14 protein-coding genes and 1 tRNA gene are annotated in these 15,015 nt (G+C 37.7%); 9 read left to right on the top strand and 6 right to left on the bottom strand.

Going from position 1 to position 15,015, the window contains the following annotated elements:
• The first annotated feature begins 114 nt into the window (after positions 1-114).
• From ABXT69_RS00240 to ABXT69_RS00200, 9 genes are all read left to right on the top strand, one after another.
• Positions 115-1,689: an ABC transporter substrate-binding protein gene (locus ABXT69_RS00240; RefSeq protein ID WP_416678129.1), complete on the top strand. Its 1,575-nt coding sequence runs from the start codon at positions 115-117 to the stop codon at positions 1,687-1,689.
• 89 nt (positions 1,690-1,778) lie between these two features.
• The gene (locus ABXT69_RS00235; RefSeq protein ID WP_416678126.1) at positions 1,779-2,756 is read left to right on the top strand and encodes an ABC transporter permease; all 978 of its coding nucleotides are present in this window, start codon (positions 1,779-1,781) and stop codon (positions 2,754-2,756) included.
• 2 nt (positions 2,757-2,758) lie between these two features.
• Positions 2,759-3,682 carry an ABC transporter permease gene (locus tag ABXT69_RS00230; protein WP_416678124.1) on the top strand — a complete coding sequence of 308 codons (924 nt, stop codon included), beginning with the start codon at positions 2,759-2,761 and terminating at the stop codon, positions 3,680-3,682.
• Entirely contained in the window at positions 3,679-5,400 is a 1,722-nt protein-coding gene (locus ABXT69_RS00225; protein WP_416678122.1) for a dipeptide ABC transporter ATP-binding protein, read from the top strand. Before ABXT69_RS00230 ends, ABXT69_RS00225 begins: the two co-directional genes overlap by 4 nt.
• Positions 5,401-5,428: 28 nt before the next feature.
• Positions 5,429-6,514, top strand: a complete 1,086-nt coding sequence (locus ABXT69_RS00220) for a M24 family metallopeptidase (protein ID WP_416678120.1) — start codon at positions 5,429-5,431, stop codon at positions 6,512-6,514.
• A gap of 80 nt (positions 6,515-6,594) precedes the next feature.
• Positions 6,595-7,734, top strand: a complete 1,140-nt coding sequence (locus ABXT69_RS00215) for a glycine cleavage T C-terminal barrel domain-containing protein (RefSeq protein WP_416678118.1) — start codon at positions 6,595-6,597, stop codon at positions 7,732-7,734.
• Positions 7,735-7,763: 29 nt separating this feature from the next.
• Positions 7,764-8,216 carry an OsmC family protein gene (locus ABXT69_RS00210; RefSeq protein ID WP_416678115.1) on the top strand — a complete coding sequence of 151 codons (453 nt, stop codon included), beginning with the start codon at positions 7,764-7,766 and terminating at the stop codon, positions 8,214-8,216.
• A 39-nt stretch (positions 8,217-8,255) separates the two neighbouring features.
• Positions 8,256-9,071 carry an enoyl-CoA hydratase gene (locus ABXT69_RS00205; RefSeq protein WP_416678114.1) on the top strand — a complete coding sequence of 272 codons (816 nt, stop codon included), beginning with the start codon at positions 8,256-8,258 and terminating at the stop codon, positions 9,069-9,071.
• An 11-nt stretch (positions 9,072-9,082) separates the two neighbouring features.
• Positions 9,083-10,705 carry an acyl-CoA synthetase gene (locus ABXT69_RS00200; RefSeq protein WP_416678111.1) on the top strand — a complete coding sequence of 541 codons (1,623 nt, stop codon included), beginning with the start codon at positions 9,083-9,085 and terminating at the stop codon, positions 10,703-10,705.
• A gap of 42 nt (positions 10,706-10,747) precedes the next feature.
• On the opposite strand, the gene ABXT69_RS00195 is transcribed toward ABXT69_RS00200, so the two are convergent.
• The 6 genes from ABXT69_RS00195 to ctaD all read right to left on the bottom strand — a co-directional run bounded on the left by ABXT69_RS00195 (position 10,748) and on the right by ctaD (position 15,001).
• Positions 10,748-10,823, bottom strand: a tRNA-Thr gene (locus tag ABXT69_RS00195).
• Positions 10,824-10,886: 63 nt separating this feature from the next.
• Positions 10,887-11,585, bottom strand: a complete 699-nt coding sequence (locus ABXT69_RS00190) for an SURF1 family protein (RefSeq protein ID WP_416678108.1) — start codon at positions 11,583-11,585, stop codon at positions 10,887-10,889.
• Positions 11,585-11,803, bottom strand: a complete 219-nt coding sequence (locus ABXT69_RS00185) for a DUF2909 domain-containing protein (protein WP_271537156.1) — start codon at positions 11,801-11,803, stop codon at positions 11,585-11,587. Before ABXT69_RS00185 ends, ABXT69_RS00190 begins: the two co-directional genes overlap by 1 nt.
• A gap of 69 nt (positions 11,804-11,872) precedes the next feature.
• Positions 11,873-12,751, bottom strand: coding sequence for a cytochrome c oxidase subunit 3 (locus ABXT69_RS00180; protein WP_271556690.1), 879 nt, complete (start codon positions 12,749-12,751; stop codon positions 11,873-11,875).
• Positions 12,752-12,766: 15 nt separating this feature from the next.
• On the bottom strand, positions 12,767-13,288 hold the full coding sequence (locus ABXT69_RS00175) for a cytochrome c oxidase assembly protein (protein ID WP_416678107.1): 522 nt from the start codon (positions 13,286-13,288) through the stop codon (positions 12,767-12,769).
• A 102-nt stretch (positions 13,289-13,390) separates the two neighbouring features.
• Positions 13,391-15,001 carry a cytochrome c oxidase subunit I gene (ctaD, locus tag ABXT69_RS00170; protein WP_416678104.1) on the bottom strand — a complete coding sequence of 537 codons (1,611 nt, stop codon included), beginning with the start codon at positions 14,999-15,001 and terminating at the stop codon, positions 13,391-13,393.
• Positions 15,002-15,015 lie beyond the last annotated feature (14 nt).

Raw genomic sequence — 15,015 nt, 5'->3', positions numbered from 1 at the left:
GACCTGACATTTTTGATACTATATAGTGTTGTTAGCCGGCGAAAATTATAGTAGCTGGTTTTTTTATTGAAAATTTATCGCGCCTTATCTTAGGTGTTTATTAAGGAGAAAAAAATGAAAAAGACTTTAAAAATTGTTTTGTCATTCATGCTCATTGGTATTTTTTCATCAGCTTTCGCTAATTCCATTAAATGGTCGATGCCTGGTGATTCTTTAACACTTGATCCGCATGCACAAAACGAAGGACCAACACACATGGTTTCTCGTCAAATATATGAGGGCTTGGTAACTCCAGGTATTAATATGGAAATACTTCCTCAGCTTGCAGAGTCATGGGTCGCAACAGCAGACGATACTTGGATATTTAACATTCGTAGGGGTGTTATGTTTCATGATGGATCATCTTTAACAGCAGGTGATGTTGCTTTTAGTATCAATAGAGCAAGAACTGCTCCATCTGATATGGTTGATTTAATTAAAAGTATTACATCCGCAACAGCGCTTAATGACCACACTGTTGAAATAAAAACTGATGGACCAAATCCAATTCTGTTAAACGAATTAACTCAGATATTTGTAATGTCTGAAGCTTGGGCAAAAGCAAATAATTGTGAAGCTTCATATAATTGGGATGCAGGTGAGACATCGTATTGCGCATCTAATGCAAATGGAACTGGACCATTTGAAATTACTTTCAGAGAGCAGGACGTAAGAACTGTTTTTGAAAAAAATAACAACTGGTGGGGAAATCATTACGCACACAACATAGATAAAATTGAATTACTTCCAATTAAGAATGATGCAACAAGAGTTGCAGCACTTCTTTCTGGAGAGATCGATTACACTAATGTTGTACCTGTTCAAGATATTAAACGAATCAACTCTTCTTCAGGTCATAGTGTGAAAATGACTCCTCAAAATAGAACTATTTTCTTTGGTATGGACCAAGGTTCAGCTGAATTGAATTCATCTAATATTAAAGGAAAAAATCCTTTTGCAGACAAAAGAGTTCGTCTAGCAATGTACCATGCTTTAGATATGGATGCTATTCAAGATAAGGTAATGAGAGGGCAAAGTGTCCCTGCAGGAATTATTACTGCTCCTGGTGTTAATGGACACACAGCATCTCGTGATCAAAGAATGGCTTATGATCCTGAGACATCAAAAAAACTTTTAGCTGAAGCTGGATATCCTGATGGGTTTGAGGTCACATTGGATTGTCCTAATGATCGTTATATCAACGATGAAGCAATTTGTGTAGCAGCTATTGGTATGTTTGCAAAAATTGGTGTTACAGTAAATCTTGATGCAAAAACTAAGAGTCAGCATTTCTCTGAAGTAAAAGAGGGTGATGCAAATGGTATGACTAGTGACATGTATATGCTAGGTTGGGGTGTCCCAACTTTTGACAGTCACTATGTATATTCATACTTGTTTGAAAGCTCTGGAAGCTGGAATAAAGTAAATTTCAGTAACGCTAGAGTCGACGAATTAGTTGCGGCAATGGGTGTTGAAACAAACTTAGATGAAAGAAATGCTATGATTGCTGAAGCTTGGGATATTACTCAAGACGATGTAACATATCTTCCTTTACATCACCAAGTTGTTAATCAAGCAGCAAAAAGTAATGTCGATGTTCCAATTAGGATGAACAACGAACCATTATTTAGATTTGCAAATGTAAACTAAAAAAGTTATATTTTTCTGGTCAGTTATCTGGCCAGAAAAACATTTCAAGTTGATGTAACATAAACGTCCTTTACATCACCAAGTTCTCCATGTTTATCTATTTCTTTAAAAGACTCTTACAATCTGTTCTTGTAATGATTGTTGTGGCTTTTGTTTCCTTTTCTTTATTCAATTTTGTTGGTGACCCTGTCAATAGCATGACTGGAATAGACGCCTCATACGAAAGACAAGCAGAGGTTAGAGAGATTCTAGGATTAAATGATCCAGTCTATATTCAATTTTCAAGATTTTTAGGTAATGTTATTCAAGGCGATTTCGGCATATCTTATCAACTAAAAAGAGAGGTTTCAGATTTAATTGCTGAAAGAATGCCAGCTACTCTCGAATTAGTATTTGTATCTGCTATTCTGGCAATTGTGTCAGGCGTCATTTTAGGGGTTTATACAGGAATCCATAGAGATAGCTTTATTTCAAATATCATCCTTGTTGTTTCACTTGTTGGTGTTTCTCTTCCTACATTCATTATAGGAATACTATTAATTTACCTATTTTCTGTAATACTGGGAATTCTTCCTTCTTTTGGAAGGGGTGAAGTTGTAGAGTTAGGTTTTTGGGCAACAGGTTTTTTAACTGCTTCTGGACTTAAAGCATTAATATTACCTTCAATCACATTAAGTTTATTTCAAATGACATATATCATCAGATTGGTTCGTGCAGAAATGATGGAAATACTTCAAACGGATTATATTAAATTTGCCAGAGCTAGAGGTATCAAAGAAAATACTATCAATTATAAGCATGCTCTTAAAAACGGCTTAATACCAGTAATTACTATTACCGGTATTAATATTGGAACCTTAATAGCCTTTTCAATTATTACAGAAACTGTTTTCCAATGGCCTGGGATGGGCCTACTATTTATTAACGCAGTATACTTTGTTGATATACCAATAATGTCGGCCTACATGATTATGGTTGCCTTTATTTTTGTTATGATAAATTTCGTTGTTGATATCACCTATTATTTTATCGACCCAAGAATAAGACTTAAAGAAGAGGCGAGCTAGAGATGGTAAAAAAAACCTTTAATAAAATTTATGATACAGATATAGGGTATAGCTTTTTTAACTCAAAAATTGCAGTTATCTCTACTACTATTTTATTCATTATTTTACTTTGTTCAGTTTTTGCTGGAGTAGTTTCCCCCTACAACCCTTTTGATCCAGCTTCAGTCTCATTAATGGATGCATTTACCCCACCTTCATGGTCTGAGGGTGGAAGCTCTAGCTTTATTCTTGGAACAGATCAACAGGGAAGAGACATGTTCTCAACAATTATCTATGGCTCAAGAATTTCATTAATCGTCGGATTTGCATCAATACTTTTTGCGATGACACTTGGAGTATTCCTTGGTGTTACTGCTGGATATATAGGTGGTAAATATGAGATAGTTGTCATGCGAATTACAGATGTCCAATTAACAATACCAAGCATTCTAATGGCTCTACTCGTAAATGGTATCGCGAAATCATTCATTTCACAATCGATGCATAGTGACATGGCAATTTACGTGTTAATTTTTGCGATTGGTATCTCTGAATGGCCACAGTTCGCTAGAGTTTCTAGAGCGTCTACTCTGGTTGAAAAAAATAAAGAATATGTTTCAGCTTCGAGAATTATAGGACTATCAAACATTCTAATTATGTTTAAACATATCTTACCAAACATACTTAGGCCTCTCTTAGTGATTGCTACAATCGGATTAGCTCTTGCAATAATCACAGAATCTACATTAAGTTTTTTAGGCGTAGGGGTGCCGCCCACCACACCTTCACTAGGGACATTAATTAGATTTGGAAATAGTTTTTTATTTTCAGGTGAATGGTGGATTACATTTTTCCCAGCTATTTTTTTAATCGTTTTAGCTTTATCTATTAACCTATTGGGAGATTGGATGAGAGACGCCTTAAATCCAAAATTAAAAATAAGATGAGTTTTTTAGAGGTTAAAAATTTAAATATTAGCTATCCAACTAGAAAAGAAACAATTGTTGCTAGTAAAGATGTTGAGTTCACATTGGAAAGGGGTGAAATATTAGGCATAGTTGGTGAATCTGGCTCTGGAAAATCTACCATTGCAAATGCCATCATAAATTTAATTGATCCACCAGGAGAAATAACAAGTGGATCAATTAAAATTGATAATTATGAATTAAGAGATAACGAAGAGCTCATTCAAAAAATTAGAGGAAAGAAAATTGGATTTGTTTTTCAAGATCCTCAAACATCCTTAAATCCATTATTTAAAATAAAAGATCAATTAATTGAAACTATTCAAACACATCTAAATTTAAACTATCAAGATGCATTGAAAAAATCGATTCAACTCTTAGAAGAAGTTGGAATAGATAACGCTGAAAAAAGAATTGAAGATTATCCTCATCAATTTAGTGGAGGAATGCGTCAAAGGGTTGTTATTGCTTTAGCAATAAGCTGTGAACCGGATTTAATTATAGCTGATGAACCAACAACTGCTCTAGATGTAAGTATTCAACATCAAATACTAGAACTTCTTAAAGATCTTACTAAAAAAAGAAATTTAGGTGTAATTATTATTACGCATGATATGGGCGTTATTGCTGAGACAACAGATAAAGTTATTGTTATGAGACATGGGCTTATTGTTGAGCAAGGTGATACTAAAGAATTGTTAACGAACCCTAAATCTAATGAGGCTAGAAGCTTAGTTATTTCTGTGCCGCCCACAAATAAAAAAATTAATAGATTCAGACTTATTAGTCCTGATGGAAAAGAAATTACATCTGATTCTAAAAATTTAACAAAAAAAATCATTAAGACTTGGGGAGTTAGAGAAAAAAATAAAGATAAAAAAGTTTTACAACTGGTAGGTGTTACTAAAATTTTTGATGATAAATCTTTGATAAGTAATTTTTCATTTGGATCAAAAAATGAGTCTACTAAAAAAGTAGAGAAGGCAGTTGATAATGTATCTTTTGAGCTTTTTGAAGGCGAAACTCTAGGTTTAGTTGGTGAATCTGGTTCAGGAAAATCAACAATAGCAAAAATTATTACAGGGCTTGTAAGGCCAAGTAATGGAGAAATTTTTTATAATGATGTCTCACTTTATAATTTAAAAAGAAAATATCAAATTGATAAGAGTAGGGGCCAAATTCAGATGATATTTCAAGACCCATATTCATCTTTAAATCCAAGATTTAAAGTAAGAGACATAATATCTGAACCAATAAAGCTTTTTCAAAAAAATATTAATAAGAATGAGCTCACGCAAAATCTTTACGATTTGATAGATATTGTTGGAATGTCAAGACAGTCATTGGATCGATATCCTCATGAATTTTCTGGAGGGCAAAGACAAAGAATATCAATTGCCAGAGCTTTAGCCACAAGACCAAGCTTATTAATTTGTGATGAGCCTACTTCTGCCTTGGATGTGAGCATACAAGCACAAGTATTAAATCTTTTAAAAGATATTCAAGATGAGCTTCACCTTACTATGTTGTTTATTAGCCATGATCTTCCTGTAATTAGACAAATGTGTAATAGGATTGTAGTGCTTAAAAATGGAAGTATTTGTGAAACAAAAGAATCTGAGGAATTATTTAATAATCCAAAGCACCAATACACTAAAGAACTTATTAGACTAATGCCTAAAATTGAATCTATAATTTAATTTATTTATAAATTTACTAGAAAAGCTTATGCAACAAAAAATAAACTCTGTGCGCACTCGCATGAAGGATAACAATGTTGATTTAATTGCCCTTGGTCCTGGCACCCATATGAAATGGTTGTTAGGCTTCAACCCCTCTCCTGATGAAAGACCTTGTATGTTGTTGATGGGATTGGAAAATGATGCCTTTCTTATGCCGTCAGTGAATGCAGAGGATGCAATGAAGCGCTCTGATATTAAAATGTTTAGTTGGAAAGATGAAAACGGTCCCGAAGAAGCACTAGATGAGGCTCTCTCTTATACCGGCTCATCAAATGCAAAACATATTGCTATAGATGAAGCAATGCGCTCTCACTTTGCTTTAATACTTATCGACGCCTTACCAAAACCGACCTATGAGTTTACTAATTCTACTATCGGCGTACTTAGGATGCGCAAAGATAATGATGAGTACTCTAATCTTAAAGAGAATGCGCTAATCGATGATCGAGCAATGAAAGCTGGTTTTGCAGCAATTAAAGAAGGTGTGACTGAGCTTGAAATTGGTGAAGCAATAAATAAACACTTTATCTCAGAAGGCGCTAAACCTCAATTTTGCATTGTTGGATCTGGCCCAAATGGTGCTTTCCCGCATCATCATACTGGAAACAGAAAAGTAGAAAATGGTGACGTAGTATTGATTGATATCGGTGGTCGAAAAGGAACCTTCCCAAGTGACATGACACGCATGTCGGTAGTGGGAGAACCACCAAAAGATTATCTTAAAGTTCATGCGATTGTAGAGCGTGCAGTGCAAGCAGCTATGGCAGTTGCGAAACCAGGCGTGATGGCAAAAGAAGTTGACGCTGCTGCAAGGGATGTCATTACTGAAGCAGGTTATGGGGAATTCTTTGTTCACCGCTTAGGTCATGGGCTTGGTATTGACATTCACGAGCCACCTTATATAACTGCAACATCCGAAGTAATTCTTGATGAAGGAATGGTGTTCTCAGTTGAGCCAGGAATTTACCTTCAAGGCAGATTTGGGGTTAGACTTGAAGAGATTGTAATCCTAAGATCTGAGGGACCCGAAATTCTTTCGGAACTGACTCGAGAAACAAACTTTATAACGTAGCCAAAAAGCGCAATAAAAACATCTGCAACACATTGAAAAATGTGTATTATTTCGCTTTTATTTAATGCAAATTAGTGTCTATGAAAAAAGAATTTAGTTTTGGAACCCAGGTGAGGAAGTCTCCATATTTTGATGCAACAGTGCGCTGGGGAGCACAGGGATTTTCAGTCTACAATCATATGTACATCCCTAGAGACTTTGGTAATCCAGTACAAAACTTCTGGAATCTAGTGAATGAGGCCATTCTTTGTGATGTAGCAGTTGAGCGTCAAGTTGAAATAACGGGCCCAGATGCTGCCAAATTTGTACAGTTACTTACACCTCGAAACCTTTCTGAATGCGCTGTTGGGCAGTGCAAGTATGTACTTATTACTGATGAAAATGGTGGCGTATTAAATGATCCCATACTCTTAAGGCTTGATGAAAATCACTTCTGGCTATCTTTAGCTGATAGCGATATTTTGATGTGGGCTAAAGGTGTCGCTGTCAACTCTGGCCTAGATGTTAATTTAGGTGAGCCTGATGTTTCGCCGCTTCAGCTTCAAGGTCCTAAGTCAGGCGATATTGCAAAAGCAATCTTTGGTGAAAGAATAGATAGCCTTAAATATTACTGGCTAGAAGAGTTTGAGCTGAATGGGATCCCATTAATCATTTCCAGAACAGGCTGGTCAAGTGAGTTAGGTTATGAAATATACCTACGTGATGGCTCTCGAGGAAATGAACTCTGGGACCACATCATGGAAATTGGCAAACCAATGGGGCTGGTTCCCGGACATACTTCAACAATAAGAAGAATTGAGGGAGGTATGCTTTCTTACCAGGCAGATATGGACTCCACTGTAAATCCATTTGAGCTTGGATTAGGTCGACTCGTTGACCTTGAAATGGATGCAGACTTTATTGGAAAAGATGCACTTAAAAAAATTCAGTCTGAGGGAGTTAAGCGAAGACAAGTTGGTGTAGAAATCTCATGCCCACCTCTTCAGCATCCTAATACCAGCTACTGGCCAATTTTTATAGATTCAAGTGAGGTTGGCTACATAACGTCAGCAGTTTACTCGCCTAGGCTTGACAAAAATATTGCACTTGCTATTATAGATGTTGACTATTCGGCTATAGATATGGTTGCAGAAACTCGAACATCAGAGGGAAATCATCCTATTAAGGTTGTGCAAAAACCATTCTATGACCCTAAGAAAAAAATTACTTCAGCGTCTTAAACCGATCAAAATTATTTAGGAGAAAGTTTATGTCTGAACTATCTATCAAACTTAACTGGAAGAGAAAAGAAGAAGAACTCTCTCCTGGAAAATTTTCTAGTGAACATGAAGTTTCATACAATGATCATTACATGGTTAAGGGTGACACTGCTCCTGACTGGGGTGGCTCAGCTGAAAACACCAATCCTGAACAAGCTCTAGCTGCCTCATTAAGCAGCTGTCATATGATGACTTTTTTAGCTCTTTCAGCAAAAACAAAGTGGCCTGTATTATCCTACGAAGATCAAGCAATTGCACACCTAGGCAAGAATGATAAGAAGCAAATGATTGTAAATAAAATAGACCTGCATCCAAAAGTATCCTTTGACCATGGTTTTGAAGTTAGTCATGAAGAATTAGAAAAGATGCACGACAGAGCTCACAGATATTGCTTCATTGCAAATACTCTAGACTCTGGCGTAGAAGTTAACATAAACATTTAAAAAAATTTAAAGCGTATATGCTAATATAAGGCTTATTTTATGAGCAACAAGGAAAGTCCTATCGAATCAATACTGCTTGAAGAATTTACTGATAATGGCGTCTTTCGCTTAACACTAAACGATGCCAAACGAAGAAATGCTTTGTCTGAAGAGATGATGGCTGCAATGACTCTGTCTCTTAATCACGCCTCAAAAGATGGAAAGACCAGAGTAATAATAATTGCTGCTAACGGCCCTGCATTTTGCTCTGGTCATGACTTAAAACAAATGTCTGCTGGAAGAAGTGATGATGATGATGGGCTCGAATACTTCACAAAAGTTTTTTCATCCTGCTCTGCCCTCATGCAGCTAATTGTCAATCATCCTAAGCCAATCATTGCTGAGGTTGCTGGAGTGGCAACTGCAGCTGGCTGCCAGCTTGTCGCATGTTGTGACCTAGCTGTTGGCGGAGAATCCTCACGATATATTACGCCAGGCGTCAATATTGGTCTTTTTTGCTCAACTCCTATGGTCGCGCTATCTAGAAACATATCCAACAAAGCAGCGATGGAAATGCTATTAACTGGAGAAATGGTGGATGCAAATAAAGCAGAGAGCATTGGCCTTATCAATCGCGTTGTAAATGATAAAAATTTAACTAAAGGCGCTATGGAGCTTGCTGAAGTGATTGCCTCAAAATCAAGTATGACTTTAAAAACTGGCAAGCAAGCTTTCTACAATCAGAAAGATATGTCTATTTCTGATGCTTACGATTATGCATCAAAAGTAATGGTCGATAATATGCTGACACTTGATGCAAAAGAGGGCATTAATGCATTTTTAGAAAAACGTCAGCCTAAATGGCAAGATGAATAGTCATAACGATTATGGGCAATCCTTACAACACTGATTTAGATCGAAATCCAGCTAACTATCAGCCTCTAACGCCAATTACTTTTCTTGAAAGAGCGGCGTCAGTATTTCCAGACTACACAGCAATAATTCATGGGTCCATAAAGCGAAGCTATAGTGAGTTCTATCAGCGCTCTTGTCAGCTTGCATCTGCACTTTCAAAAAAAGGGGTTAATCACGGTGATACTGTATCAGTAATTCTTGCAAATACTCCTGCAATGCTTGAGTCGCATTATGGCGTTCCAATGTGTGGAGCTGTTTTACATAGTATAAATACGCGACTTGATGCCGCAACAATTGCCTACCAAATTGATCATGCTAATACTAAAGTGCTGATTGTAGATCGTGAGTTTATTAGCGCCATTCGATCTGCATTAGAACTATCTAAGGTAAATCCGATTTTAATTGACTACAGTGACAGTGAATTTCCAATAAGTGACTCCCTAAGTGGAGCGGTTGAATACGAGTCTTTTTTATCTGGTGGAGACTCCGGGTTTGATTGGCTTATGCCCGAAGATGAGTGGGATGCAATATCACTAAATTATACCTCTGGAACTACAGGAAACCCGAAAGGTGTTGTTTCTCATCATCGCGGCGCTTACCTATTAGCTCAAGGCAATGCGCTCATTGCCTCAATTAATAAACACGCAGTCTATCTTTGGACGCTGCCTATGTTCCACTGCAACGGCTGGTGCTTTCCTTGGACAATGTCTGCAATAATTGGAACACATGTTTGTTTAAGACACGTCAAACCTGAACCGATTTGGGACGCCTTGTCCGATTACAAAGTGACTCACTTATGTGGGGCTCCAGTTGTTATGTCAACAATTCTTTCACTAGAAAATAGTAAAAGGCGTTTGCTTGAAAACAGAGTTGAGTTCTTTACCGCTGCAGCACCTCCTCCTGAGAAAACACTTACTGAAATGAACTTATCGGGCTTTAATGTCACTCATCTATATGGCCTCTCTGAAACCTATGGCCCTGCAGTTGTTAATGAATGGCACCAAGAATGGAATAACCTTAATAAGGAAAAACAAGCTTCACTAAAAGCCCGTCAAGGCGTTCGTTATCTGCCACTAGAATCTCTTGATGTTGTTAATCCAAAAACCATGAAACCTGTTCCTCATGACGGAAAGACTATTGGTGAAGTAATGTTTAGGGGCAATGTAGTCATGAAGGGTTATTTAAAAAATAAAAAGGCGTCTGAAGAATCATTTGCAGGCGGATGGTTTCACTCAGGTGACTTAGCAGTCATTCATAATGATGGCTACATTCAGCTTAAGGACCGCTCAAAGGACATTATTATCTCTGGCGGTGAAAATATATCCTCCATTGAAATAGAAGAGGTATTACATAAGCACCCTGCTGTTAATGCAGCAGCAGTTGTAGCAATGCCTCATGAAAAATGGGGCGAGTCCCCTTGCGCATTTATAGAACTTAACAAAAACAAGAAAGCCTCAGAAGAGGAACTTGGTCAATGGTGCCGTGACAACATGGCTTCATTTAAATTACCACGTAAATTTATTTTTGAGGCCATTCCAAAAACCTCAACTGGAAAAGTACAAAAATTCATTTTACGAGAACGAGTAAAAAATTAACAATAAAAAAGCGGTCATTTAGACCGCTTAATACTTACTTATTGGTGCCGAAGGCCGGACTCGAACTGGCGACCTACTGATTACAAATCAGTTGCACTACCAACTGTGCTACTTCGGCTTAGTGGGAAATTATACAGTAAGCTTTTTTATTTAAAGAATGTTTTATACCATCAAAATTTGATTATTTTTTGCGCTGCTTTATCGCAATACGAATTCCTATTATTGCAAGAACAAGGGCCATCAAAAACCATTGAACAGCATACCCTATATGCTTTTCAATACTTCCAGTGTAAGGCTCCCATTTTCTAATGAAACCATTAGAGGCAGACGCATCTAACAAGCCAATGACACTTGAAAAATCAATCTTGGCTCTATCAGCCATATCTTGTAGGTCGATCGATTGGATTAGGACTGGAAATTGAATACCAACTTCACTTAGCTTGAGCTCCATTCTCTTAATTGGTTTTGAGATCTGTACCTTTATTTCTCTAGTCTCTTGTCCAATAACTATATCTGCTAATTTATCTCTACGCCCGTTCCATGGAATAAAGCCTCGATTAATTAAGATAGCTTTTGACTGGCCTTCTAAGGCATAAGGAGTTAGAACATAATAGCCTGAAACTTGGTCAACAATTTGATTGTCATAGATAAACTGCTTATCACTTAAGTACTTTCCCTGAAGTCGAACCTCATAATACTCTTTGCTTTGAAGGCCTTCTTCTTTCTTGATAAGTTCAACGCTGCCAGTATTCGCCTGCTTTATTGAGGCCTCGATACTGCGTTTGTCATCGGCACGTTCCAGCTGCCAAAAACCGAGTGATACTAAAAATGCAAAGGTCGCAGTTATTAGAATCGAAGGAAGAATAAAACGTAAGCTCATTATTGGGTTGGCAGCAGGTTAAAGTTATTAGGCTCTATCCATCCAATATAATTAGCAAATAGTAAAAAGACAAACAAGAAAACTGAAAGAATAATCCTCATTCTTAGCGCTTTAAACATTTTGTCAGAACCTTCTCTGCCACCTTTAAGTAAGCCAATAACAGCGGCGCCTAAAAAGAAAAATATTAATACAATTATAGCTATTACAAAATAATCCATAGTTTTCCTACGTTAATTGAAAAAAAAGACCCCAACGAAGGGGCCTTTTACAAAACCATATATTCGTAATTATATCCAGTATACGAATATGAATAGCCCTAGCCAGACTACGTCAACAAAATGCCAATACCAAGCAACGCCTTCAAAGGCGAAATGATTCTCCAAATTGAAGTGTCCTTTTTGAATACGATAAAGAATTACTGTCAGCATAATCACACCAATGGTTACGTGGAAACCATGGAATCCTGTCAGCAAGTAAAACGTTGATCCATAAATTCCAGAAGTTAGCTTTAATCCATCGTGGTAGGCATGTCCATACTCAGTAATTTGGAAGCCCAGGAACACAACCCCTAGCGCAATTGTTGCTAGCATCCAAGCCATCAATGCATTTCTATGGCCAGCTCTTAAAGCGTGATGAGCATAAGTTAAAGTGACACCTGAAGTTAAAAGAAGTCCCGTATTTAGCGCTGGAAGTCCCCAAGTATCTACTAGTTTAAAGTTAGTAGAAAAAGCAACACCATTCTGACCTACCTCCCCAGGAGTAGTAATAAGAGGCCAAGCTGATTTAAAGCCTTCCCACAACTCTGGCGTATAAATATTGTTGTACTCGCCACCAAGCCAGGGCACACTCAAAACTCTTGCGTATAAAAGAGCACCAAAGAAGGCTGCAAAAAACATTACCTCAGAAAAGATAAACCAACTCATTCCCCATCGAAAAGATTTATCAACTTGTGAATTGTAGAGTCCGCCAATACTCTCACTGACAACTGTTCCAATCCATCCAAATAACATAAATGCAATTATTGCAAAACCCAAAACCATCACAGGCCAGCCCCAACTTACATCATGCATTTGGTTCGCAAACCCTACAAATAAAGTTGAAACACCAATTGATCCAATAATCGGCCAGTAGGTGCCATGAGGTACATAATATTTTTCGTTACTCATTTTTCTTCCCCTTTCTTAACTATCTAACTTATAAAAATTATAGGACAAACTAACATCTTTGATCCACTGATCCATTTCAGGCTCAATTACAAATCGAAGCGTCATTTCGACTTCTTCATTAGGTTGAAACGCCTGCTTTACAAAACAAAAACACTCTAGCTTTTTAAAGTGAAGAGCCGCATCTGTAGGCGCAACACTTGGAATTGCTTGACCATAAATTATTTCATCAGTCGTATTTTTAGCAATGTAGCTGGTAGTATAAAACTTTCCAGGTATGACTTCCATCGAGCTTACTTTCGGCGCAAACTGAACTGGGAAGCCAGGAGTCGTTGCCGCAAAAAAACTAACACTCACCAATCTCTCTTCATTTACTTGATACTGCTTTTCTGTTTCTACTCTACCAGTCTTTCCATTAAAACCTGTTATGTCGCACAGCACATCATATAAAGGCACCATCGCGTAGGCAAAAAAGAACATCAAGATTGGAACGGAAACTAGCTTTATCCAAAAACTTTTCGTAATTTTTTTTCTTTCCACGTCAGGAGTTAAGGGCAATGGTTAGTGCATATAGCCCTATTGCAACACCAGCAACTATCAATGCAGTTATACCAACACCTCTATTGTTTTTTTTATCTGCCATTAATTACTCTGAGACTCTGCCAAAATTTCTGCTCTTGTTGGCGGAACGTCAAACGTATGATAAGCAATTGGTGATGCTAAAGTCCACTCTAGGCCTTTAGCGCTTTCCCAAGGTCTTGCGTCTGCTGGCTTACCATTACGGATGCAATTTACAACAATGTAAGTAAGCAATAAGAATGACAGTCCAAAAGAAAATGCACCAATTGAAGAGATAAAGTTAAAGTCAGCAAACTGAAGTGAGTAGTCAGGAATACGACGCGGCATTCCAGCAAGTCCCAAGAAGTGTTGTGGGAAGAACGTTACGTTAACCGAGATAAGCGCCCACCAGAAATGAAATTTAGCAAGAGGCTCGTTGTACATCTTTCCTGTCCACTTAGGAAGCCAATAAAATACTGCTGCAATGATTCCCCATAGGGCTCCAGTTACAAGAACATAATGAAAATGAGCAACTACAAAATAAGTGTCGTGGTACTGAATATCGGCTGGAGCGATGCCAAGCATTAGTCCAGAAAAACCACCAATCGTAAATAAAAATACAAACGCAAGCGCCCAAAGCATTGGGGTTTCAAAACTCAAAGAGCCCTTCCACATCGTTGCAACCCAGTTAAAAACTTTTACTCCAGTAGGGACTGCAATTAACATTGTTGCGTACATAAAGTAAAGCTCACCTGCCACAGGCATTCCCGTTAAGAACATATGGTGAGCCCATACTATGTATGACAAAAATGCAATCGATGCCGTTGCATAAACCATTGAAGAGTAACCAAAGAGAGGCTTCCTAGCAAAAGTTGGAATAATATGAGAGATGATACCAAAGGCTGGCAAAATCATAATATAGACCTCTGGATGACCAAAGAACCAAAAAATATGCTGGAACATTACTGGATCACCGCCGCCCGCCGCATCAAAAAAAGCTGTGCCAAAGTTTCGATCCGTCAGCATCATCGTAACAGCTCCTGCTAAAACTGGCATTGCTCCAATTAACAAAAACGATGTGATTAACCATGTCCATACAAAAAGTGGCATGTCCATTAATCGCATTTCTGGGGCCTTCATATTAAGAACCGTAGCAATAATGTTAATCGCTCCCATAATTGAAGAAAATCCTAGCAAGTGAATTGCAAAAATGAAGAAGTCAGTTGAGTCTGGAGCAAACGTGGTTGAAAGTGGTGCGTAAAAAGTCCAGCCAAAAGCAGGCGCTCCACCCTCCATAAAGAACGTACTCAAAAGAATTGCTCCTGCAAACGGCAAGATCCAAAAACTCCAATTATTCATTCTTGGCAGAGCCATATCCGGCGCTCCTACCATTAAAGGAATAAGCCAGTTTGCCAAACCAACAAAGGCCGGCATAATCGCTCCAAAAACCATAATTAAACCATGCATTGTAGTCAGCTGATTATAAAACTGTGGTTCAAATAATTGCAAGCCAGGCTGTAAAAGCTCTGCTCGAATTCCCATTGCAAGTGAACCGCCTATAAGAAGCATTGCAAATGCAAACCACATATATAGTGTTCCAATATCTTTATGATTGGTTGTTTTAACCCATCTTAGAAGTCCTTTTTCAGGGCCATGACCGTGATCATCGTATGCTGCCGTTGTAGTTGAGCTCATATATTTCTCCTTAA

The organism is Candidatus Pseudothioglobus sp. Uisw_016 (genome assembly GCF_048087635.1).
Taxonomy (GTDB): Bacteria; Pseudomonadota; Gammaproteobacteria; order PS1; family Pseudothioglobaceae; genus Pseudothioglobus.
The sequence above is the reverse complement of the archived record's forward strand: the minus strand, read 5'-3'. Positions and strand labels throughout refer to the sequence as shown.